Genomic DNA, 22,053 nt, shown 5'->3' on the forward strand with positions numbered 1-22,053 from the left:
TAGTTATCCATAATAAATCCACATTTAAGTAATTATGAAAAATCAAAAAATCCCAATCGCAGTAATTGTAACGATGTTAATACAGACGGTAGCGGCGATTTGGTGGCTTGCCAAACTGGATTTACGAGTGCATATACATGAAAAACTCATAAAACAAAATAATGGATTAACTGTTACGGTATATCGTCTGGAAGAGCGGGTAAAAAATCTTTCTGAGGAATTGGATGAATTCAAAGCTAACTCAAAGTAACTATTCTAGCATATAAGGCTTAGAATGTGATTGGCGATCTTCCCAATTTTCGATGTATTGCTCAACTAGTGGAGAATCTCCAGTTATGATCAATAGATTCTCAGCATTCTTTTTCTGGGCAGCATCAGAGAAATTGAACGAACCCGTAATGATTTTTTGATTATCAATGATCATAATTTTGCTATGTGAAATTGCAGGTTTATAGTCTATATATATTGGTATTCTTTGATGAAACAGCTCATTGATAACGCTATACTTTGAGCTCACTTGCGATTCGTCGAGAATAACCTTAATATCAACACCACGTTTTTTTGCTCTAATTAAAGATTGTGCAATAGGCTTTGAGGTAAATTGGTATGCCTGAACCAACACGGATTTTTTAGCATGATCCATAGAATCAATTATTAGATTGGTACAATTTTCTCTAGGAGTGAAACATACAGTAGTACTTGGACAAGAAACACACCCTGATAAAAGTGAGCAAGTTAATAAAACTAATAAATATCTACTCATGACTAAATACATCCTTTCAATTGACGGTGGTGGTATAAGGGGCATAATACCAGCAGTAATTCTAGCAGAAATAGAAAAGAGAGCAAGGAAACCTATTTATCAAATTTTTGATCTTATGGCTGGTACTTCAACAGGCGGAATTGTTGTAGCTGGGTTATGCAAAAAAGATGAACGGGGAAATCTCCAATATTCAGCAAATGATTTAGTTGAGCTTTACCAAGAATACGGGTCATATATTTTTAAATCTTCATTCTTCAGGCGATCAATATTATCTTGGTTTAACTGTGCACAATACCCACATAAAAATATTGAATTTGTACTGGATAAATATTTTGGTGATGATACTCTACAAAATACTTTAAGTAAGGTACTGATAACAAGTTATGATATTCATAACAACTATCCTTTCTTTTTTAAGAGTTGGAGAGAAGATAGAGATTTTGTCAAATTAAAAGATGCACTCAGAGCTACAACGGCTGCACCTACTTATTTCATACCAAAATATCTAAAAATTGACCAGATAGACAGAGTATTAGTGGATGGAGGGGTTTTTGCAAATAATCCAGCAGCTTGTGCATATGCAAGTGGTAAGAGGTTATTTCCAAATGATGAGATTATACTGCTATCAATAGGTACTGGTGGAACAAATAGAAGTATAAAGTATGCTAACTCAAGGAGATTTGGCAAAATAGGGTGGATCAAGCCACTACTGAATGTGATGTTTGCTTCTGGATTGGATTGCGTTGATTATCAACTAGAACAAGTAATAGATGATAAATACATAAGAATACAATCGCAATTGAAAGTAGCATCGACTGAGATGGACAATATTACACTCAAAAACATCAAATTTCTTCAGCAAGAGGCAAATGCAATGATAGAAGGTAATCAAAAAGTAATCGATAAATTCTGTGATGTTTTATCTTGATACGTAGAAATGCCAAAAAAATTCTGCAGAGCTAAATAAGGGTTTAGAATAGATAATATATTGTACTAGACACAACTTAATCTGACAGCAACGAATTAACTGACAGAAGAATTGAGGTAGTTAAAACTAATATCAGTCTCTTGTTTAACGTTACTAATATTTTTCTAAAAAGCAATGTGTTTGCTATCAAGAAAAGTCTGCATAGGCGTTTTACCATAGCAATATTTACCTGAGTGAGGCCTGGTCTCATTGTAAGAGCGTAACCAATGATCAACATCTATCTGCAAATCTTCTAAAGAACTGTAGATTTTCTTTCTAAAGATAATATTGTAACACTCATCTTGCATAGTTTTATGAAACCTTTCGCATATGCCATTAGTTTGTGGTGAATTGGCTTTAGTTCTTGAATGATCAATATTTTCAATTCCCAAATAAAGCTGATAAGCGTGATTTTCTGGTTTACCACAATATTCTGTACCTCTATCAGTCAAAATGCGCAATAATGGCACGTTTTGTACATCGAAAAATGGTATTACTCTATCATTCAGCAAGTCGGCAGCGGTAATAGCAGTTTTATCTGTATAAAGCTTAGCAAAAGCCACTCTCGAATATGTATCAATAAAAGTCTGCTGGTAAATGCGCCCAACGCCCTTGATATTGCCTACGTAATAAGTATCTTGAGACCCTAAATAACCTGAGTGTTCTGTTTCAATTTTACCGTGAGCTTCTCTTTGCTCTTTAACTTTTTCCAATGCTGCAAGTTGCTCTTCAGTTAAAATTATGCCGTCTTGTGCAACCTTTGCTTCAAGGGCTTTAAGTCTTTTTTTGAACGTTTCAATGTCATTTCTTAGCCATACAGATCTTACGCCACCTTCGGAAATTATTACACCCCTTTTTCTCAGCTCATTTGCAGCTCTTTGTTGTCCATATGCTGGAAATTCTGTAGCTATGCCAATTATTGCCCTTTCTATATCTTCGGAAACTCTGTTTGCTAATAGGGGTTTTTTCTTACTTATTTCATGTAATGCTCCTTCTCCCCCACTTTCATATAACTCCTTAAATCGATAAAATGTATCACGCGAATAACCCATCACCTTACACGCTTGTGATACGTTACCTAATTGCTTTGCTAGTTCTAATAACCCTAACTTTGGTTTTAGTATTTTTGTTTGTATCGTACTCATATCTAACACTCCTTTCTTTTATTATTTTATAACTTACTTTTTTAAAGTGTCAGATCAAGTCTTGTTTAATACAAATATATTAACTACTTTTACTTATATCTCAAACACAATTCAATTTTCACACTCACCCAACTCACCAACAGTTAGGCCACTTGCTCGCAAAATAATATCAATAGAAACATCTGCCTTTGATAGATTCTTTGCAACCCTGATTTTTTCTGCTTTTTTAACTTTTTCCTTGCCACTTTTCATATCTTCAGATAGAGATTTGACTAATGCATCTAACGATTCTTGATTCTCATCTTCTCTGTACTCATCCATTAAACTCAATAGCTTTTTGCTATTCTCATCTTCACATTCTGTTATTTTAGGCAACAGAGCTTTTATTAAACTCAATAGTTTATTCTCTTCTTTACTTTCTCTCGTTTTAGGTAGCAAAACTTTAATATTCACTGATAATTCTCTTGCTATTTCATATAATTTATCAAATGATATGGCAGTATATCCTTTTTCATATTCGTGTATTTCCTTGAGCGTTAAATCAACTTTATCCGCCAAATCTTTTTGAGTATATCTCCTTATCAATCTCCATTCTCTTATTCTTTGCCCTACTCTGTAATATATAGAATCAGTGCAGACTTCTTTTCTTGTATCATTATACTCGTAAATAGATAAGCCGGTTGCTTGGGAAATTATGTCAACTGACACTCCTTCTTTAACTAGATTTTTTGCTACCTCTAATCTTGCCTCCTCTTGATTGATTTTCTCGCTAATATGAACAAACCTGACTAATGAAGGTACTATTTTGCCTAACTTTTGATTCTCGTATATTTTTGTTAGATAGAGTATTTCCTCGTCTTCATAGCTGTCTTCCCTTACTATTACTGGTTCAGGTAATAAATCTACAACATCAACTGATAATACTCTTGCTATTACATATAGTACTTCAATTGGAATAGAACTATACCCATTTTCATAGCTGTTTACCTCTTGGTATGTTAAACCTATTTTACTTGCTAATTCTATTTGAGTATGCCCTCGCATTAACCTGCTATTTTCCATTTTTTGCCCTATTTTGTAACTTATAGGACTAACATCTCTTACAGAAACAAACATATATACCTTATTTAGAAATAAATTTTCATCCAATTTGATCAGCAGATAAATCAACTACTTGCAAAATAATATCAAGAGGAATTCCCCCTTTTACTAAATCCCTTCCAACTTTAATCCTTTCTACCTCTCTCACTTTCTCCTCACAAAGCCGTATTCCTTCAAACAGAAATTTTATTAATGCATTACGTAGTTCTTGGCTCTCAATTTCTTTGTATTCTTTAATCAAATCAGGTAGCTCATTTTTCACTTTACTCCCTTCCTCTATTAGTAGATCCGTAATATTAATCGATAATGCTTCTGCCATTTCATATAATTTATCAAGTGGAACAGCAGTCCTTCCTTGTTCATAGTTGCTTATTTCGTGACGTGTTGTATTCATTTTCTCTGCTAAATCTTTTTGAGTATATTCCCTCACCAGCCTCCATTCTTTTATCTTTTTTCCTATTTGGCAGTATATAGAACCTGTTTTTTCTTCAACACATTCATCAGCAGACAGACCAATTGTTTTTGCAACAATATCAACAGAAACTCCTGCTTCAACCAAACCCTTTGCAATTTTTACTTTCTCTGCTTTCCTACTACTTTTTTCACTAACTTGGACAAATTGGGTTAATAAACAAAACATTCTAAGTAACTCCTGATCATTAATCTTTTTATATTCTCTTACTAGATTTAATATTTCCTCTCCCCCATCTTCAAGACAGCTTTTTGATACAGGAATAAGATCAGTAATACTGATTGATAGTACCTCAGCTATAGCATACAACCTTTCAATTGAAATTCTACGGTTCCCTTTTTTATATTGCAGTATTACCCAGTACTTTACACCAAGTTTCTCTGCTAAATCTTTCTGAGTGTACCCTCGCTCTAACCTCCAATTTTTTACTTTTTGCCCTACTTCATAGTCTAAACTTCTTTCCACAAAAAGAACCTTGCATATAATATTTTCTACTATATCTCAATTTTGTTAAGGCTCCAGATATAATGGTAGATTCTGAAACCTTAAAGTTAACCCATAAAATGAAGAAAGAAGGTTGGTTAAAGCCCTCTAAAGGTTTCTTTACTACCTCCACATACCCTATTTACCCACGAAGACAATACTTCATCATTGCTAACCTCTTTTATAGCATACTTTTCACTCCATATGCCACATCTAGTGAAATTACCTTTCTCTACTGCTTCTTTAACTTTCATTCTACCAAAAAGGCAGTTTTTTCCAATTTCTTCGCCTCTTTTTTGTAACTCAGCCCACATTTCCTTATTTGCTACTCTAACCTGCACCTGATCTGCCTCTTGGTACAATATAATATTTAGCTTACCAACGCTTGTAGGAAATTCTAACATGACAGAGCTACCATCTGAAATATCAGTATAGTTTCTTATACCTCCCTTCTCACTTTTAACTTCAACTGCATTATTGCCAATTTTAAAAATATTACTTCCTAACTCTCTGTTTGCTTTCAGTACTTTGGCAACTTCTACCTTGCTGTCCTCAGAGAATTCCACAAAAAACGTCCTATTATCTATTTCTAGATCTATTAAAGCTCCTTCCTGAACAGCACTTTCACCAGCTTTTCCTAGTTCTTCTAGTTGCTTATCTATCTGTGGCTGAATTTTTGGTTGTAGCTCATTATAGATTTCACCTATCAGTTTATTCTGCAATAAAGTATCATGAAACTCTGCACCGCTTAGCATTAATTTACGTATTAGCTTTTTTCGATCACTTTTTTCTAATCTGTGAAAATGTGTACCTAATACTACATATTCTGCAAAACTCCATTCCCCATCATTACATGCATTTAGCCTTGCTCCAGCAGCTAGTGCTTCGTCTACAGCCTTGTGCAGTTCGTTTACGTTCTTTGCCTCTACTACAGCACTCTTAAACCAGCTCAACTTTTCTGCACTTGGCTTTATTTTTTGCAAAGCTGAAGTAAATGGATTTAAATCTTCTGCTTGATCATTTAAAGGTTTTGTGCCATATATATAGTCAAGTCCTTTCCCATAGTTGATTTGGTTTTCGCAAACTTCTCTACCAGGGAAAGGTACTACTTCTTTATCTACAAGCTTTTTAGCCTTGTTAATTTTGCTTACAAAAGTAGACTGCTGGTTAGCACGACCAATTCCTATAATAGCATTTAGCATCTCACCTTTTGATAATTTATCAAGATTAACGTTTAACTCGTAGATGCCTCCTTCCTTATCACCAAAAGGTACGATTATTTTATTGCTCATACAATTACCTCCACTATTAAAAATACTTTTCAAATGTACAATTGTTATACACTCTGCTACTCATTATAAATTATAGCGAGTGGATTTGCAAATACTTTCTCTTAATCAGTTTAGATGCTAAATTCTTTCTTTTTGCTATAACAATCCACTTTCTCTAAAGCTAAAATACCCTGCACTTGTGATGATAATGTGATCAAATAACCTAACGCTTACAGTACTACATGCTGCTGCTAAACTCTTCGTTACTGCTTGATCTTCTTCTGATGGTTCTAAACTCCCACCTGGGTGGTTGTGTGACATTATTATTAATGCTGCATTTTTTATTAATGCTTTTCTTGTAATTTCCTTTATGTATACTGGTGCTTTTTCCATTTCACCAATATAGGATTCTTCTCCGATTAATTGGCGCCTTTTATTCAAGTACAGTATTTTTACACATTCCCTTTCTGAGTGGACTATACTTACGTTCAAATATTCTACTAGCCCTTGCAAGTCCATTATTGGCTCACTCTTAAGCTTTTCTCTCAATACCCTTTCTAGTGTTTCCTTAACGCACATAATCATTGCTACTGCAGAATCAGTTACTCCTTCTATAACTTTCAGGTCATCCATTTCTCGACCTAAAATCCTTCCTACTCCTGCATAGGTATTCACCAGATTTTTAGCAATTTCCTGAGCCTGCGGCCTTTCATGTACTGCACTTAGAAATGTTTCCATTATTTCACGATCAAGTAGTGCTTTGCCTTTGCTTTCTAATATTCTGAATTCGATTTCTTCTTTACTTTTATTCATATAATTTACCCTTCACTAACAACAAACTTTTTTTTAATATTTACTGCTGTTTTTTTATCAGCATTGGCATAGGGCCATAGCTTTCACGTGAAGTCAAATCAATTTTTAAATCTTTTTTACTTATTTTTTCATCAAAAAGTAAAAGTGTTAATAGATACTGATTTTTTTATTTTAAATTTGTTGAATTTCGTCTAAAGAGATGCCCACTGTTTTTAAAATAATATTGATAGAAATTCCTTCCTTAACTAAATTCTTTGCAATTTTCATCTTTTCTACTCTCTTCACTTTCTCTTTGCAAACTTGTATGCTTTCAAACAGAGATTTTATTAGTACATGACGTAATTCTTGGCTTTTAATCTTTTTGTATTCTTCTATTAACCTTGATAGTTCCACTTCACTATTCTCATTTTCTCTTGTTTCTGGAAGCAGACCTGTAATATTAATTAATAGTACCTTTGCTATTTCATCTAACATTTTAAGTGAAACAGCAGCTCGTCCTTGTTCATATTCATATATTCTTTGATTTATTATGCCTACTTTACTTGCTAAATCTTCTTGAGTGTATCCTCTTCTCAACCTCCATTCTTTTATTCTTTGACCTACTTTATACGGAATAGAAATTTTTTTCTCATCATTATCATATTCATCAATAGATAAACTGGTCGTTTGAGAGATAACATGAGCAGAAACTCCTTCCTTAACTAAACCCTTTGCCACCTCTACTTTTACTGCCTTTCCACTTTCTTCCTCACTAATACGGATGAATTTAGTTAATAAATAAAACGTTTCACGTAATTCTTGGTCCTTAATCTCTTTATGTCTTCTTACTAGATTTAATATCTCTTCTTCCTCATACCTTTCCTCATTTGATACTTCTTGTCCGCAAGCTAGATCTCTAGCAGTTGTTGATAATGCTTCTGCTAATTCATATAACTTCTTAATTGAAATTCTGCGTGTTCCTTTTTCATATTGCAGTATTACCTGATATGTTGTATCGATTTTTTTTGCTAAATCTTTTTGAGTATATCCCTTTGCTAACCTACGATTTCTTACTTCCTGTCCTATTACTTTGTAATCTAAAAAATTAGAGCATTTATTCTCTTTTTTCACATTTTATACTCCATAACCAGAAGAGCTGTTACGTATACTTAATTGGGAACCTTTTTGACAAACTGAACTCATCTCCTTTCAAACAATTTTTCTATATCACTTAGTTTCATTTCTATATACGTTGGTCTTCCGTGATTGCATTGCCCAGCATAAGGTGTTTCCTCCATTTGTCTCATCAACTCATTCATCTCCTCCAACTTCATTTCCCTTCCAGCTCTAATTGACCCATGGCACGCAATGGTAGCTAGTATCTTGTTCACTTTTTCTTCTATAGGTAGCGTATCTCCTATCTCCATTAATCTATCAACTATATTCATCACCATCTCTTTCACATTTATTGTTCCTAAAATTGCAGGTATTTCTTTCACCCTTACTTTATCTTCTGATTCTATTTCAATACCAAAACCCATTTCGAAAAGCTTATCTTTATACATTTCAACCATCTCCATTCCTGCTTGGTTTTTAATCTCGACTATTTCAGGAAGAAGAAGCTTTTGCCTTTTTATGCTTGATTTTTGTTTTAAGCACTCATAGATCAACCTCTCATGAGCTGCGTGCTGGTCTACTATAATTAATTTGCCTTTAGCCTCAGCAATAATGTAAGTATTGTAGACCTGACAGCGTGCATATCCTAGAGGATGATCCGCTATTAAATCAATTTGCTTCCTTTCTAAAACCATCGTTCCCTTTTTGGGTGGAGATTCTCCATATTTAAACGTTTCTGGTAAGCTTTGCCTTCTTTCATCTGGTGCATTGAATTCTTTCATTAGACGATTTTCTAAAAGATTTGGCCTCCTTTCGTAAAATTCTTTTTGACCCTTTACTTCTCTGCTTTTTCCATTATTAACACGCTCATTATTCCTTTGACTTTCACTAACATCAAGAGGCGAACCACCCAGTTCTTCTCCAATACCTTGACACCTAGATCCATCAATATCACTCACTGAAGAGGTACCTATTCTCATTGACAACGCTTTTATTAGCCCTCTTCTCACTATTTCATATATTAACCTCTTATTTTGAAATCTTACTTCCGATTTATTTGGATGCACATTTACATCTACTTGGTCATATGGTACTTCTAAATGCAACACTGCAAAAGGATACCTATTGTTTGGAATAAAATCGTGATACGCATATCTAATTGCACCAACAAGTAGATTGTCTTTTATTGGCCTTCCATTAACAAACGTATAAATCTGAGTTGAGTTGCCACGATTGACATTAGGTTTACAGATGTGTCCCTTAAGTTTGATGCCTTCTTCTTCCTCTTTAACTTCCAGTGAATTGCTTTGAAATTCTTCTTCTATTTCACATAATCTGTTGAACAGCGAAGTTTGCTTAACATATTTTAAGAGCTTTTTATTACCAGAAGTGAGAGTAAACCCAATACTATAATTAATCATCGCTAAGTTATTCACAATATCAACAATACTTTGTGTTTCTGCCCTTTCGGTTTTTAGAAACTTTAGTCTATTTGGTGTAGCAAAAAATAAGTCACGAACTTCAATATATGTACCTTGCAACAAAGAACAAGGGGTAATCTCTCTTATTTTTTCTCCTCCCTCATACCTTATAGACCATGATTCCTTTGCTCCACTTGCCTTAGACGATAATTTCATTCTGCTTACTGCTGCAATTGAAGGTAAAGCTTCTCCCCTAAACCCAAGGTGCTTGATTTCTATTAACTCACTATCGCTTAATTTTGAAGTGGCATGCCTCATAAATGCTAGTTCTAAGTCGTCCTTTTCTATTCCATTTCCATCATCTGTCACAGTTATAAGGTTACGCCCACCACTTTCTATTTTGACTTCTATCTCTAAACTTCCAGCATCTATTGCATTTTCCACTAATTCCTTTACTACACTTGCTGGCCTCTCTATTACCTCTCCTGCTGCTATACGGTTTATAGTTTTTGTATCTAAAAGAATTATTGCCATACTTCCAATTCTCATTCTGATTAGTTTAATGTCAATGAAAATCAAGTTCTAAGCTACTGAATTACCTATTAGCAAGATCAAAAAACTTAAAAAGGAAAATATTTTTTAAATTTGTATCTCAAAAATCTGGGCTTGGGTATGAACGACCTCTAATTTCATCTCTGTTGTTAATTTGAGATATGTTTCCTGTTTCAACTCTTTCTAGATAGGTGTTAGGCTTATTGGGTGGAAAAAATACTCTTGTTATAGGTATCGTAGGTATACTATTATCATCAATACTATATTGACTGCGGCTTCGATCAGGAAGTCTTTTATTTTCCGCTGGATTTATAAGTATATGTCCAGTAACTCCTTCAGGGGCTTGTTTATTATGGCGGAAACATCATATCCAACATGAGGACCATGTGGTCCCTGTAAATCTGATTCAATTATAGGGTTATCAACGTCAATTCTTAATGTATATTTCATGTTTTCTTTAATATCTCGAACCCATATTTCAACTGTAGCTTCCATCTCTACTGGATATAGTGCTATGTCTATTTTACCGAATTTTCCAGTACATAGTATTGTATCATATCTTGTTGCCTTAAAATTTGTGGGATCAACAGATATACGTTTTTTACCAATATTAGAAAGTGCTTGGTTAATTTTATCAAGAGCTTCATTGTAAGCTTTAGCACGTTGTAGATGAGATTCCTTATTTGTTAGCACCCTATCTTCCCGTAAGTCTACGTCTTTATTTTTATCAAATTTCCATTCCCCTCTGGAATCAGAATGTTGATATGGCGATTGATTTTCTGCTTGTTCATTTAGTGTGCTAGTAGGTACAGAAATGTAACGCTTACCACCAAACGCACCAAGAGATATAGGAAGCCGGTGCCAGCCTTGCTGAATGTGATACCGTATTCCTTTATCATGTTTAATACAATCAGCTACCTTATCTCTGAATCCTTCTGGTGATATTATATTTTTTAATTCAGGTATAGCTTCTGATAAAGCCTCATATAAGCAATTATTTTTTGATTCACTACTTCTATTGTTTTCTGATGTGATGCTTCCACAAAACTCAAAATGATTATCTTTGAGCTCAAGTGGAATAATTATCCTTTCTGATCCTTCAGACATAGAGGAAAATTCTTGTCTTATACCACCATCTCCTTCGACAATAATGGTTAGTCCTGAAATTACAACTCTCTGCTCTTTTAGTATCTTATATACTACTTGAGTACACGCACTAACACATATCATATCCATTGGAATGTTTTCTCGGACTATATCTGCGAGCAAGTCAGGATTTCTAGTTTTAATCATCAACTTTCGCAAATCTTTATGATATTTTTCCGTAATATGGTTTTCTGTTTTAGATGTATTGTCACATTGTTGTTCACTCTGTAGCTTTTCCTTGTGCTCCTGTTTCAATTCTTCAAAGCGCTCAAAATACCCACTTTCTTTGTAAGACTGATATGCTTCTTGCACTTTTTTTTCCAATACATCTAACCAGATGATTAGCGCCTTCTTTAAGGACAGGGCTCACAATATGCCGTGCTATAATTTGCCCAGCCTTTTCGCGAAGCAATGATTTCCACTGATCAATTACTCCTTTTTTAAAACTCTCATAATCTTTCTCCACTTCTTGTTTTTGATTGCGTTCTAAGTCTTTTTCCAGCTTATTTAGTCTACCTTTTATTTCCCGATCTAAGTTACCTAAAAGATTATTAGTAATCACTATTATATTGGCAATCTGAACAGAACGTTCTGACCAAACCATTATCTTACTAATAGCATGAATAGGTAATACAAGCTTATTACTTGTTTTGCTTCTTTTTTTAACAGCTTCTGCAATTCCTTGAGTTACACTACTAGCTATCTTGTTGGCAATAGGTAAAAACTCTTCCACATAACTTTGCCTAGTAAAGACACTCTTAGTTAAGTCACCTATAACTTTTTCTGCTCTTTCTCTTCCTAATACTTTATAGACTTTTTCTAAACTTATAGAGATATTATGTTCTTCTACTTCGCGTTCAATATCTGACAAAATATCAGAGGCTATGCCTTCACATAGTGCTTGAAGGTAATTTTCAACGAGTGTATAAACTCCTGCATTAGCTAAGCCAAGCGCTAACCCTTCTATAGTTTTTAATGTAATACGCTTTGCAACTTCTTTTCCTACTACTTTCCAACCTGCAGTTTGAATCAGTTGAGTTCCGGACATTTCTGCTACTTTCTTACCAAATTCAAAATTAGGTCCAGCTAGTTTATGACCAAAACGTGATACCTTAGCACCTCTTGAAAGATAAGCTCCTATACCAACAGTAACAGCTGTCATCATTAAACTTTCAAGCTTATGTTGTCTATAATCTTCCCAACTAAAATGGCCTGATTTTAAAGCACCTGCTGCAAAGAAGAGATCATTTACACCCTCGCTAACAAATGCAGCACCAACATGGGTCATAATACCCACTGAATATAACTCTATAGCAGTACCTACAGCTATTTGGCTTACTTCCATAACAGTTACTGCTACAGTGTTGATAAGCATTTCTTGTGTCCATTTCTTCTCTTCTAATTGTAAAAGTTGATCTAATCCATTGAGAAAAAAGACATGCACTTCCTCTATATTTGCAAATTCACCTTGACCACAAAACTCAGTTAGAGATTTTAGTTTACTATCAGGAACCTTTAAAGCTTTCAATGAACTTCTGATCTTTTCAAGGTGCTAACAATATTTTTAATTGTATCTTTTTTCGCTAGTTGTAATTGATTGTCTAAAACTTTTTCCACTATTTTATCAATACTTTGCAACTTGGTCAGTACGTTTTTATGGCTTCCTTCGGGAAAAAAGTTTAAAGGTTTTTGTCTTTTGTCAGGGCTATTAATATAATAAAGATCTTGTACTAAAGATTTGCCAGCATTTTTAATGTTTTCCTTGCTAATACCCTCATCTTGTATAGACTGCATTGGATCGTACTGGGTAATCCATCCTTTCTCAACCAAGAAGCCAAAAAGCTTTTCTATACACTCTTCTTGAATGAGTGTACTTTTAGAAAGTATACATTTAAAATTATCTTTAGTCATTTTTTGACTATATATACTCTTCAACTTTTCCTCTAAGTCTTCATCTTTAGTTGCTACCATAGTAGGTCTGATAATTTTCTGTTCTAATAATTCCAAGACTAAACTTTGATGTGATTTTGTTATTAATTGCAGACGAACAGGAAAGTTTTTTTCTTCTAGCTGCACTGCAATTTTTTGAAGGGCTATTCTATAGGTAAAACATGTAGATAATAGTCCTTTTAGGACATTCTCATAAACTGGACAGAAAGAAAGCTGAACTTGTTTGATTTCATCAAATTTGATCTTTAGTCCATAAGCACTATTTTCTGAGCCATCCTTTTTTTCAATGACCTTTTGTTTAGCTAGTTCTGCTAAAATTTTTTCAGCTTCACTTTTAGTGATATTTACTTTAGTAAAGTCTTCCAGAGTAATGGAATCGTAACAAGGAAAAGTCATAGATTCAATTTTACTTTGGTCTATATGCGCTTTTCTGTTAAATGAAAGTACTCCTCTCTCTTTCAATATTTTATATTTGTCTTTGCCTACAATCTTTATAAAATCATCTTTTTTAAAAATATTACCTTTATTTTTCTGTTGTGTAACCCATTCTACATTTAAAAGAATCTGTTCATTATTGAGCTCTAGAGTTTGCTTTTCTAACTCTTTTTGGTTTATTTTTTCAGTCAGATGATCCAATAATGAAGGATCTGTTTCTTTCAATTTTTCATTATTAACTACAACACACTTAACTTCTTCATTTAAGATTTTTTGTTTAATCAATGACTTCCAAAATGCTTCTCTGCTAGGCAATTGTACTTCTTTTTTTAATTCTTTTTGAAATTCTTTCTCATTAATTTCCTTCCCTTCATATTTGGAAAGAAAAATTTTTAATGTTTCAACTGATACTCCATAGCCAGCACTGATCACTTTTAGCTCTTCTTCAGAAATGCTCTTTTTTACTCTCGGCTTTTTTAGCATGCCCTTTTCAAGAAGATCCTTATATAGACTTTCAGCCAGCTCTTCCTTAATATCATTATTAGCAAAAGATTGTGGAGTAATAGTGTGTCCAAAAATATCATCTATAGACCGTGAAAACATATAATAAAGGTTAGCCAAGCTCTTTTGCTGTTCTTCATAAGCGTCGATTTGAATGATACTTTCGTTATTATTCTTCTTAATCTTACCAATAATACCTGCTGCATTGATAGCAAATTTACTATGCTCATCTAAAAGCCTTGCAGCTTCTCGCAATTCTTGCTTAAATTCTTTCAAAACTTTCTCATCTTCTTCTTTTAAAGGCTTTTGTTCTAAATCAACCTTCTTTACTAATGCAAATGCCTTGTAATAACGTGCTGCTTCAGAAAAATATGGCTCTTTTTTAATCACCTCATCAACCAGCTCAAGGGCATTTTTATGAGCATTTTTATGTTCCTCATTTTGAGAGAGATACTTTCCAAGTTTAATCATTTGAATTGGATTTTCTTTAACCCAGGCTAACCAGTTTGTGCTATCATATTCAATAATTAGAGTTGGAGGTCCTTCATACGAAGGTAACCACTTTTCGCTATACCCAGTGTCTAAATTCTTTAATCGTGAGATAAATTTGTCCAGTAGGTTGTAAAGATTTCTTTTATCCTGTTCACCTGTCAAATTTCTTACATATTTAGTGTGTTCATCTAACCAGAAAGCCCATTTGTCCAAGCAACTCTGCAATAAAATTTCTTTAACTTCAGTAGGTACTTTTTTATCATAAGGTCTTTCTTCAATTGTTCGTACTGCTCTTTGAATGCTTTAAAACAGCTTTCTTCCATAGTAATCTGAGTATCATAGTAAGCTTTAATGTCAGATATACGATGTAATTCTTCCACATCACGCTCTTTCTTTAAATCAAGTATTTTTGAGTTACTATATTCTTGTCCTTTTGAATCCATGATGATTAACTGACCAGAACCCTGGTCTCCACTTCTTGCTGCTCGCCAAATGCTTGCTGTTCAACTCGAATATTGCTAGGTAGGTAAGTTAAACAAACATGTAATCCTTCTGCTTTCCTCAATTCTTCTGTAATTTTTATGTCAGTTCCACGGCCAGCTAAGTTCGTTGCAATAATAATCTGTCCTTGCCCCAGCTCTTTGTTACCTTGAACAATTTTAAACCCTTTATCAAACTCTTCGTAATCTCTTGTATATGTATGAACATGTTTTGCATCCTTTCCTCCAAAAGCTTTGTATAAAGTCTCTACATCATTTACTGTTTCACAGATGATTAAAACAGATCGTTTTTTTTCCTCAGTTAGCCTTTTTGTTTCATTACATATGCGCTTTATCCATTCATCTTTGCCAGTACAAAGAATAGGTTTTTCCTCACGAAATTGCTTAGACTTGGCTGTAGGGATAGTTACAAAGTCTACCTCATGTATCTCCTGCAATAAATCTCTTTCTCTCTGTGACCCTAAGGTGCCTGTTAATCCATATAAGTTACTGTACAATTTAAAGAAAGAAACATTAGAGATAAAAACAGCTTTTAAGCTTTGTAAAGATAATTTACATCCATGTTTGAGTTGTAAAAATTGGTGTAATGCTTCATCCCATTGAGAATTAGCTTGATCTGTTCCTGTATCTCTATCAAGAATTGTAATATTAGGATTGCGATCTGGACTACTTCCGGTTTTATCTACATCCACTACATAATCCTCTCCTGCTTTCATGAAGAACGCGGTTATAGCATTATTAATCCAAGATTCTAAGTGCTGTTCAATAAACGGTCTGAGATTATTGGGAACATGTATAAATTTTTCTCTTTCAATGCACTCTTTTAAAAGGTAAAGAAAACGATCTTTGTAACAATTAAATTCAGGTGAAAGTACTTTATTAAGTTCATTGTCATTAATGTTTCCTTTTAACAATTTGCCCTGATCATCTAATATCTCAGTTTTGATTAAACGTTCCCACATAATATTTTTTTGCTGCTCGCTTAATTCAGACCCAATCTTTCCAATATCTTCTTTTTTCACCAATCCATATAAGTCACTTATCACTGCTTCTTTAATTGCTTTAGCATCAAAAGCATAGCAAAGTTCTTTATTATCTCTAGCTGGTCTATTAATCCACTGCCAAATGTAAACAGATTCCAGCTTATCTAGTCCTGCCAGATCATGAGATAAGTACAACATATTGTTACCTTTATCGAGCAACATACTATCTACTTCATCAACAATTACATTGTTAAAATTACGATCTCCTAAAATATTTTTCCCGTAAAATTTATCTAATAAATAATCGCGCTGGAAATTAGATAAATCACCATATACCACTTGATTACCTGAATATGCTTCCTTTCTTTTTTCAATATCTTCACTACAGTTATGTGATACATTAATACCAAATAAACTATAGATATCTCTATTATCCTCAGCATCACGTTTTGCCAATACAGAAGAACTAGTTATAACATCTACTTTCTCTCCACAAAGTGCTTTCATAATTGATGCTGCTACTACAATTAATGATTTTCCCTCTCCAGTAGACACTTGTGCTAGGGTGCTGCGATCATTTGTCAATAACGCCAATACAGTTAATTTTTGAGTATCACGAAGCTTAAATACTCTTTTTAGTTCTAATTCTTTTTTTAACTCTATTGCTCTATATATTACAGCAAGCATTTCCTCTTTTACATCTTGCTTTCCTTTACCCATATTGCTCTGAAATTCTTTTACCCAATTTTTAATATCATCTTCCGTAAAACTACCTATAGGTTTTTCAGCAGTTATATACTTATCAATACTTTCAATATAATTCTTAATTTTTGGCAATTGGTTTTAAATTTCTTTCGAAGTATTAGCATTACTTTTAATTAGTTCAACTAACTGAGTTATCTTCCGTTCTTCTTTATTAGCAGTAAACTTCTCCTGCATTTTCTGTGCCCAATCATCAATTCTACAGCTGTTAAGGGTATTTAACTCTTCTGTACTTAAGTTCCATTTTTCATTATGAAAATTAGATAAAATGTTAGTAAGCTTATCAGATGACAATTCTTGTTTTTTCTTTTCTAGAGCCTCTATAAATTTCTCCGATAAAAGAGCGCCAAAAATATTCTCTATAGATAAAAGATAGTAAGAAGCTGTTGGTAAGTCATCCTTTTGCCAATCTACTAATTTTGACAGCTTGCATGTCCAGTATTTTTCTTTCAGTGCATAAGGCCACTCAGATAACTCTAGTCCTTCTAAACTAACTGTTTCATTTGGAATATTACTTAATAAATGCAGAATATCTTCAATGCATTGAGTAGAAATAGGATTGCTTGATTTATGTTGATCCAACTTTACTTTAAATAACAGTAAAACGTCCTTACTTTCTATTTTCGATAAGTACTTTCTCCATTCAGGTTTCTCTATTAATGTTTTTTTGAAATAATCTTCAGTTGTAATAACATCAATTCATCTATCCAACTCTTTTGAGGATAAGCTGCAACTATCCAACAAAAGATATTCAATTCTTTTTTATCTTCAATAACAGAAGTTAGAATTGAGTTCACTAAACAATATAATTCTTGAGAGGATACATGTCTTCCTTCGCTAGAAAAGCTTTTCAACATGTTATGCAAAATTCCTTGCTGCCCAATATATTGAGATGTAATTTTGTTCAATCGCTCTTTTAACTGTTGTTTTTCCCCTTCAGGAAAGTATTCTATAATTTTTTCTATATCTTCCTCTTCATTAAAATATTGTTCATCTTCTGAAGGACTGTTATTAGATAAAAAAGCTTTATTCTTTAAGTAATTATCAAATTCTTGTTTTTGTTTAAATGGTTCAATTTCTATAAGAATCCTTGTGTAAAAATTATCTTTTTTCTTACGCTCTTGCTCTAACTTTAAGTAGTTTCCATCTATATTTAATTGTATAAATTCATTATCTCTACATAATATGTGAATAATTTGCTTAGATGAAGGATTGTGATCACCTTGCAGAAACAATTTATTATCTTGATTTTTAGCTTATAATCTAATATTAACATCGAAAATGTAGGCTAATAATTCCCTATAGCTTTCTGATAATAAGCCTTTTTCTTGAATATAATCATCGTATTTCTGAAGAACAGCTTGATCTTTGCAACACTCTTTCCAATCATATTCTTGTCTAAGTTGATTATTAAAACGATTATAAAGAGCCTTCAAAAAATCGTCTTTTTGTATTTTTTCTTCTAGCTTACTTCTTAGAGATTTATCTTTAATACTTTCAATCCATAAACCAAATACTCCTGCATGTCTTGGCTGGGATAGCTCTCTTTTAAACGCTTCAAAGAATATATTCAAACTGCGTTCTTGTTTTTCTAGAAATTCTTTATATTCATTATAATATTTTTTAACATCTGTATGTTCCTCTTCTAATTTTCCTATTTCTAAGACAAATGCTCTCATTGAGTATTTTAAAGCTTCATTCTTTGTATTCTGTAATTCTTCTTTACCAAACTTGGAAATTTTTTCACTCTGCTCTTTACTATTTTCATAAAAATACTGATTTAGCGTTCCTAAAACATCATGAGAGATATTGCTATCATTTTCTTTTGCTTCAACAAGGTACCTTGCTGCACTTTCAGGTGTTAATTCTACATTATCTGTCACTTTTTGATAATGTGGTAATTGCTTTGCAATTTCTTGCAATGTAGCAAGTCGATATTTATCAATCAAAAGATTTTCTATATCCCGTAACTTACTATTTTTCGTATTATCCAGTAAACCTTGTACCGTAGTAGGTCGATTTTTTAGAGCTTCAAAATTTGAAAACAACTGATCAAGTTGAGAAAGACTCAGTTCTATATCTTTTAATTTAGACCAGTTATCTAGGTTATTTTTTAGCTCACTAATCAAATCTTCAACATCAACGATCTCTCTGTTGGACCTAGGTGTTGTAGTAGAGATATCATTATAATGCTTACTTTTATTCTGGTAAGGAGAATGACGCTTAATTCCTAATTCTGTAGTTTGCTTTTCCTGCTATTCTTGATTTTCATTGATCGCTTGTAAGGCTTGTTGTTTAGTATTTTCTAAATCAGATCGTAAGTTCTGCAGTATATTTTTTTTCCATAGAACTAAGATGATGAGAATAATTAGCTAAAATGCTGCTTTGTGAAATGTTTTTTTTCCTTACAGCTTGTGCGTGATGTTGTCGCTCACTATTCTGTCTAGTATTCTTCCTTTCCTCATATTTTTTTTGTTTTTTGTGCTCAATATTAGTAGCTACAATTTTAGCATATTTTTTATTATATGGACACCATACTCGATCACTTGAATTATTATCATAATATTCTAGTGTACACTTACTGCTTTGATCTGTACCGAAAAATTTAGGCCATTTTTCTGTGAAGAATTGTGAAACCCAATAATCCATATAACCCATATCCCAAACATTTTTCCCATGGATACCATGTAGACCTCCCTGTCCTTTTTCTCCTTCTTTTCCTTGGTTGGTATTTTTCATAATACCACACTCCTGGCTGCTATTTTCTAGATTTCTTACTATTATCTCTCCAGCATATCCCCCTTGACCACCTAACCCATATTCTCCACCATGCCATCCAGGTTGTCCTAATGACCCTTTATAGAGAAAAAAAGCCTGACGACGTGTCAGCCCGCCTCCACGCTCAAAAGAAAAAGTGACCTCATTTCCTTGACTTGTAACTGTTTTTATAAAAATATTCTCCTCAAAACTCTTGAGTGATGGAGTCGTATCACCAGCTAATGCAATCTGACATGCTGTTTCATTATAAGAGCGTATATCTTCAATATCTTTAATAATTTTTTCAATTGTTGCATTATTAGCCCCTGTATACCACACAGTTTCTACTGTTGATGAATCATTTTTAATGTTCTCAACAATCTTTTTTATTGTATATTCTCTCTGTATACTCCCTGAACTAAAATCAGCAACAGGAGGAAACTTTTTATCAAATTCTGCCTTCGTAATACCTACTCCATCCTTACCATCTCTTCCATTTCCACCATCTTGTCCTTTACTACCCTTACCACCATTTGAAATAATGGTAAAATTTTCCGGATTTTCTATTTTCTCTACTAGAATCAAGACATTGCCACCACTTTCCCCAGGATAACCATCTGTCCCTTGTTTACCATGACCATCTTTTCCAGTACCTGCATTATCAGAATAGGTATGATTGTTATCTTTCCCAGATACATTCCAGGTTACTTTATCATGTACTTTTATTGTTTTGGTTAAAACAACTACATTCTTTCCGTACCAAACTTTATTTTTAAAATCTGCATCAATATGTATAACATCAGCGCCAACAAAGCGTACTTCCTCTATATTTGAATTCTCTGAAAGTGTATTTTCTAATTGCCATAAAATTTCACTGACAACAATGTTCTTACCTGTTACTTCAACAACTAATCGACCATCTATTCTTCTTTCTTGTACTTCTACTGGTTTTATATAACCACCTATAACTTCCTTAAACTTGTCTATTAAAAAAAGATCTTCTTTCTCCTTTAAGCCTTCTGTCACTTTTTTCAAAACTATAAGATTTTCACCATAAGTATCTACTTCAAGCTTCATAATATTATTGATCAACTTATCAAACGATAAATCACCACGACAAAAGTCTTCTAATTCTAGTTCAACAATAATTGATTGAAGATTTTTAGAGGAACTTAAAAAGTCAACAAAAGTTTCTAGAAAAACTAATTCTTTTTCAGCAGAATCACTATAGGCAACTATTTGTTCCAAGCACTCTTTTTTAAACCGACTTATGAAAACTTTTTCATCTTCTTTCCTAACCAATTTATAGTGCTCCATTAAAAGGGTGTAATACTCAAGTTGGTTTAAAGGATTAGGAATCTGGCTAAAACCCTGTATGTCATCTAGTGAATTAAAAATTTCTTGAATAACAGTACGGCTTTTACTTTCAGTCAGTTCTTTTAGTAAATTTGTTGTTTCTTGTAGCCAAAGCCTTGCGCAATATTTTATATATTTTCTCTCAATATAAGCATTGTCAATAGTGCTAAGCGACCTATGAAGCCTTTCTTCTATATAATCTTTAACTTGCACTAAATTACTTTTATACTCTTTAACTTCTTTGCTAATAATATCTTTTATCTCCTGTTTCTTATCACTATGTTCCTTCGTTGCATTTACAGTTTTTTTGAGATTGTCACTAGTTCTCTTATATCGTATACTCAGTGCAGGTTGGCCAGCCAATTGATACACTTGACCTAAATAGTCAGACTGCTCTGCAGTAATGAAAGTATTTTTATACTCAGGTACAGTAATTGCATCTTCTAGCATATTAATGACTCTTAACAGCTGAATATTTTGAATCTGCTGTCTATTCTCAGCAGAGCATTGTTGCAAAGGAACCTGATTTATACTACCTAAAACAATACATAATTTTGTGTACTTTTTGAATTTATTAAAAGTGCTATATTTTGTCAGCAGATCTTCTTGCTGCTCATGTATTTTCTTTACTTCTGTCAAAAACTTTTCAGCATCATTCTTTAATTCTTTTGTTCCGTCTGAATAGCCTTCTCCGGAAACTTCAGCAAGCTTCTCTAAACATTTTTCTAGATATTGTTTTACGCTTTCTAAATCAACCTTATGCTTATTAAACAGCTCATCATTACAGTAGCATGCAAGGTTATAATAGTGATAGGCTAAGCGTTCACAATACTGTGAATACGACCAAGAATTAGTATTTTCTCTTATGTCTTTTCTTAGCTCCCTATAACGTTTATTTAATTCTTCCGCTGTACTTGCTAGCCAAGACTCACTACCCGTCCAAACTCCCCAAGAATTTAAACATTCAATAGCTTGCTCAATATTCAAAAAAGAGCTTACATTTCTTCCACTGTCACTAATCTGTTGATTTTGAACATTAAACATATATAATTCCTACCTATTTTGTTGTCTATTTACTGCTGGTTCCA

Annotated in this window: 18 protein-coding genes and 1 pseudogene; 2 read left to right on the top strand and 17 right to left on the bottom strand. The window is 33.2% G+C overall.

Annotated features, from left to right (window positions below; translation table 11 throughout):
- The first annotated feature begins 34 nt into the window (after positions 1-34).
- Complete coding sequence (locus tag OPR44_RS02665; RefSeq protein ID WP_265015251.1) at positions 35-250, top strand: hypothetical protein; 216 nt, start codon at positions 35-37, stop codon at positions 248-250.
- Here OPR44_RS02665 and OPR44_RS02670 read toward each other — a convergent pair whose 3' ends face one another.
- Positions 251-775 carry a phospholipase D family nuclease gene (locus tag OPR44_RS02670; RefSeq protein ID WP_038197876.1) on the bottom strand — a complete coding sequence of 175 codons (525 nt, stop codon included), beginning with the start codon at positions 773-775 and terminating at the stop codon, positions 251-253.
- Here OPR44_RS02670 and OPR44_RS02675 point away from each other — a divergent pair.
- The gene (locus OPR44_RS02675; protein WP_265015436.1) at positions 762-1,691 is read left to right on the top strand and encodes a patatin-like phospholipase family protein; all 930 of its coding nucleotides are present in this window, start codon (positions 762-764) and stop codon (positions 1,689-1,691) included. The two genes, OPR44_RS02670 and OPR44_RS02675, sit on opposite strands and share 14 nt — an antisense overlap.
- Before the next feature lie 95 nt (positions 1,692-1,786).
- Here OPR44_RS02675 and OPR44_RS02680 read toward each other — a convergent pair.
- From OPR44_RS02680 to OPR44_RS02755, 16 genes and pseudogenes are all read right to left on the bottom strand, one after another.
- Positions 1,787-2,875, bottom strand: a pseudogene (locus OPR44_RS02680) (IS481 family transposase).
- A 111-nt stretch (positions 2,876-2,986) separates the two neighbouring features.
- Positions 2,987-3,991, bottom strand: a complete 1,005-nt coding sequence (gene wmk / locus OPR44_RS02685; protein WP_265015252.1) for a WO male-killing family protein Wmk — start codon at positions 3,989-3,991, stop codon at positions 2,987-2,989.
- A 25-nt stretch (positions 3,992-4,016) separates the two neighbouring features.
- Positions 4,017-4,913, bottom strand: coding sequence for a WO male-killing family protein Wmk (gene wmk, locus OPR44_RS02690; RefSeq protein WP_265015253.1), 897 nt, complete (start codon positions 4,911-4,913; stop codon positions 4,017-4,019).
- A 116-nt stretch (positions 4,914-5,029) separates the two neighbouring features.
- A complete protein-coding gene (locus OPR44_RS02695; RefSeq protein WP_265015254.1) occupies positions 5,030-6,223 on the bottom strand; it encodes a hypothetical protein in 1,194 nt (397 codons plus the stop codon).
- A 135-nt stretch (positions 6,224-6,358) separates the two neighbouring features.
- Positions 6,359-7,015 carry a JAB domain-containing protein gene (locus OPR44_RS02700; protein ID WP_019236972.1) on the bottom strand — a complete coding sequence of 219 codons (657 nt, stop codon included), beginning with the start codon at positions 7,013-7,015 and terminating at the stop codon, positions 6,359-6,361.
- 171 nt (positions 7,016-7,186) lie between these two features.
- Positions 7,187-8,125 carry a WO male-killing family protein Wmk gene (wmk, locus tag OPR44_RS02705; protein ID WP_265015255.1) on the bottom strand — a complete coding sequence of 313 codons (939 nt, stop codon included), beginning with the start codon at positions 8,123-8,125 and terminating at the stop codon, positions 7,187-7,189.
- Between the two features lie 68 nt (positions 8,126-8,193).
- Positions 8,194-10,080: a DNA mismatch repair endonuclease MutL gene (gene mutL / locus OPR44_RS02710; RefSeq protein WP_458694751.1), complete on the bottom strand. Its 1,887-nt coding sequence runs from the start codon at positions 10,078-10,080 to the stop codon at positions 8,194-8,196.
- Between the two features lie 312 nt (positions 10,081-10,392).
- The gene (locus OPR44_RS02715; RefSeq protein ID WP_265015257.1) at positions 10,393-11,541 is read right to left on the bottom strand and encodes a hypothetical protein; all 1,149 of its coding nucleotides are present in this window, start codon (positions 11,539-11,541) and stop codon (positions 10,393-10,395) included.
- On the bottom strand, positions 11,498-12,757 hold the full coding sequence (locus OPR44_RS02720) for a hypothetical protein (protein WP_265015258.1): 1,260 nt from the start codon (positions 12,755-12,757) through the stop codon (positions 11,498-11,500). Before OPR44_RS02720 ends, OPR44_RS02715 begins: the two co-directional genes overlap by 44 nt.
- Positions 12,754-14,769, bottom strand: coding sequence for a hypothetical protein (locus tag OPR44_RS02725; protein WP_265015259.1), 2,016 nt, complete (start codon positions 14,767-14,769; stop codon positions 12,754-12,756). The genes OPR44_RS02720 and OPR44_RS02725 overlap by 4 nt, the downstream gene beginning before the upstream one ends.
- A gap of 26 nt (positions 14,770-14,795) precedes the next feature.
- A complete protein-coding gene (locus OPR44_RS02730; RefSeq protein WP_265015260.1) occupies positions 14,796-15,050 on the bottom strand; it encodes a hypothetical protein in 255 nt (84 codons plus the stop codon).
- 5 nt (positions 15,051-15,055) lie between these two features.
- Positions 15,056-16,927: a preprotein translocase subunit SecA gene (locus tag OPR44_RS02735; protein ID WP_265015261.1), complete on the bottom strand. Its 1,872-nt coding sequence runs from the start codon at positions 16,925-16,927 to the stop codon at positions 15,056-15,058.
- Positions 16,928-16,933: 6 nt separating this feature from the next.
- Complete coding sequence (locus OPR44_RS02740) at positions 16,934-17,434, bottom strand: hypothetical protein (RefSeq protein ID WP_265015262.1); 501 nt, start codon at positions 17,432-17,434, stop codon at positions 16,934-16,936.
- A 74-nt stretch (positions 17,435-17,508) separates the two neighbouring features.
- Entirely contained in the window at positions 17,509-18,087 is a 579-nt protein-coding gene (locus tag OPR44_RS02745; protein WP_265015263.1) for a hypothetical protein, read from the bottom strand.
- A 21-nt stretch (positions 18,088-18,108) separates the two neighbouring features.
- On the bottom strand, positions 18,109-18,981 hold the full coding sequence (locus tag OPR44_RS02750) for a hypothetical protein (protein ID WP_265015264.1): 873 nt from the start codon (positions 18,979-18,981) through the stop codon (positions 18,109-18,111).
- A gap of 181 nt (positions 18,982-19,162) precedes the next feature.
- Positions 19,163-22,009, bottom strand: coding sequence for a hypothetical protein (locus OPR44_RS02755; RefSeq protein WP_265015265.1), 2,847 nt, complete (start codon positions 22,007-22,009; stop codon positions 19,163-19,165).
- Positions 22,010-22,053 lie beyond the last annotated feature (44 nt).

This window comes from Wolbachia endosymbiont (group B) of Camptogramma bilineatum (assembly GCF_947251825.1).
Taxonomy (GTDB): domain Bacteria; phylum Pseudomonadota; class Alphaproteobacteria; order Rickettsiales; family Anaplasmataceae; genus Wolbachia.

Excerpts from the sequence above, each read along its gene's own strand:
- OPR44_RS02665 (WP_265015251.1), top strand. The coding sequence starts at position 35 with ATGAAAAATCAAAAAATCCCAATCGCAGTAATTGTAACGATGTTAATA.
- OPR44_RS02675 (WP_265015436.1), top strand. The coding sequence starts at position 762 with ATGACTAAATACATCCTTTCAATTGACGGTGGTGGTATAAGGGGCATA.
- OPR44_RS02670 (WP_038197876.1), bottom strand. The coding sequence starts at position 775 with ATGTATTTAGTCATGAGTAGATATTTATTAGTTTTATTAACTTGCTCA.
- wmk (WP_265015252.1), bottom strand. The coding sequence starts at position 3,991 with ATGTTTGTTTCTGTAAGAGATGTTAGTCCTATAAGTTACAAAATAGGG.
- OPR44_RS02695 (WP_265015254.1), bottom strand. The coding sequence starts at position 6,223 with ATGAGCAATAAAATAATCGTACCTTTTGGTGATAAGGAAGGAGGCATC.
- OPR44_RS02700 (WP_019236972.1), bottom strand. The coding sequence starts at position 7,015 with ATGAATAAAAGTAAAGAAGAAATCGAATTCAGAATATTAGAAAGCAAA.
- mutL (WP_458694751.1), bottom strand. The coding sequence starts at position 10,080 with ATGAGAATTGGAAGTATGGCAATAATTCTTTTAGATACAAAAACTATA.
- OPR44_RS02730 (WP_265015260.1), bottom strand. The coding sequence starts at position 15,050 with ATGGATTCAAAAGGACAAGAATATAGTAACTCAAAAATACTTGATTTA.
- OPR44_RS02755 (WP_265015265.1), bottom strand. The coding sequence starts at position 22,009 with ATGTTTAATGTTCAAAATCAACAGATTAGTGACAGTGGAAGAAATGTA.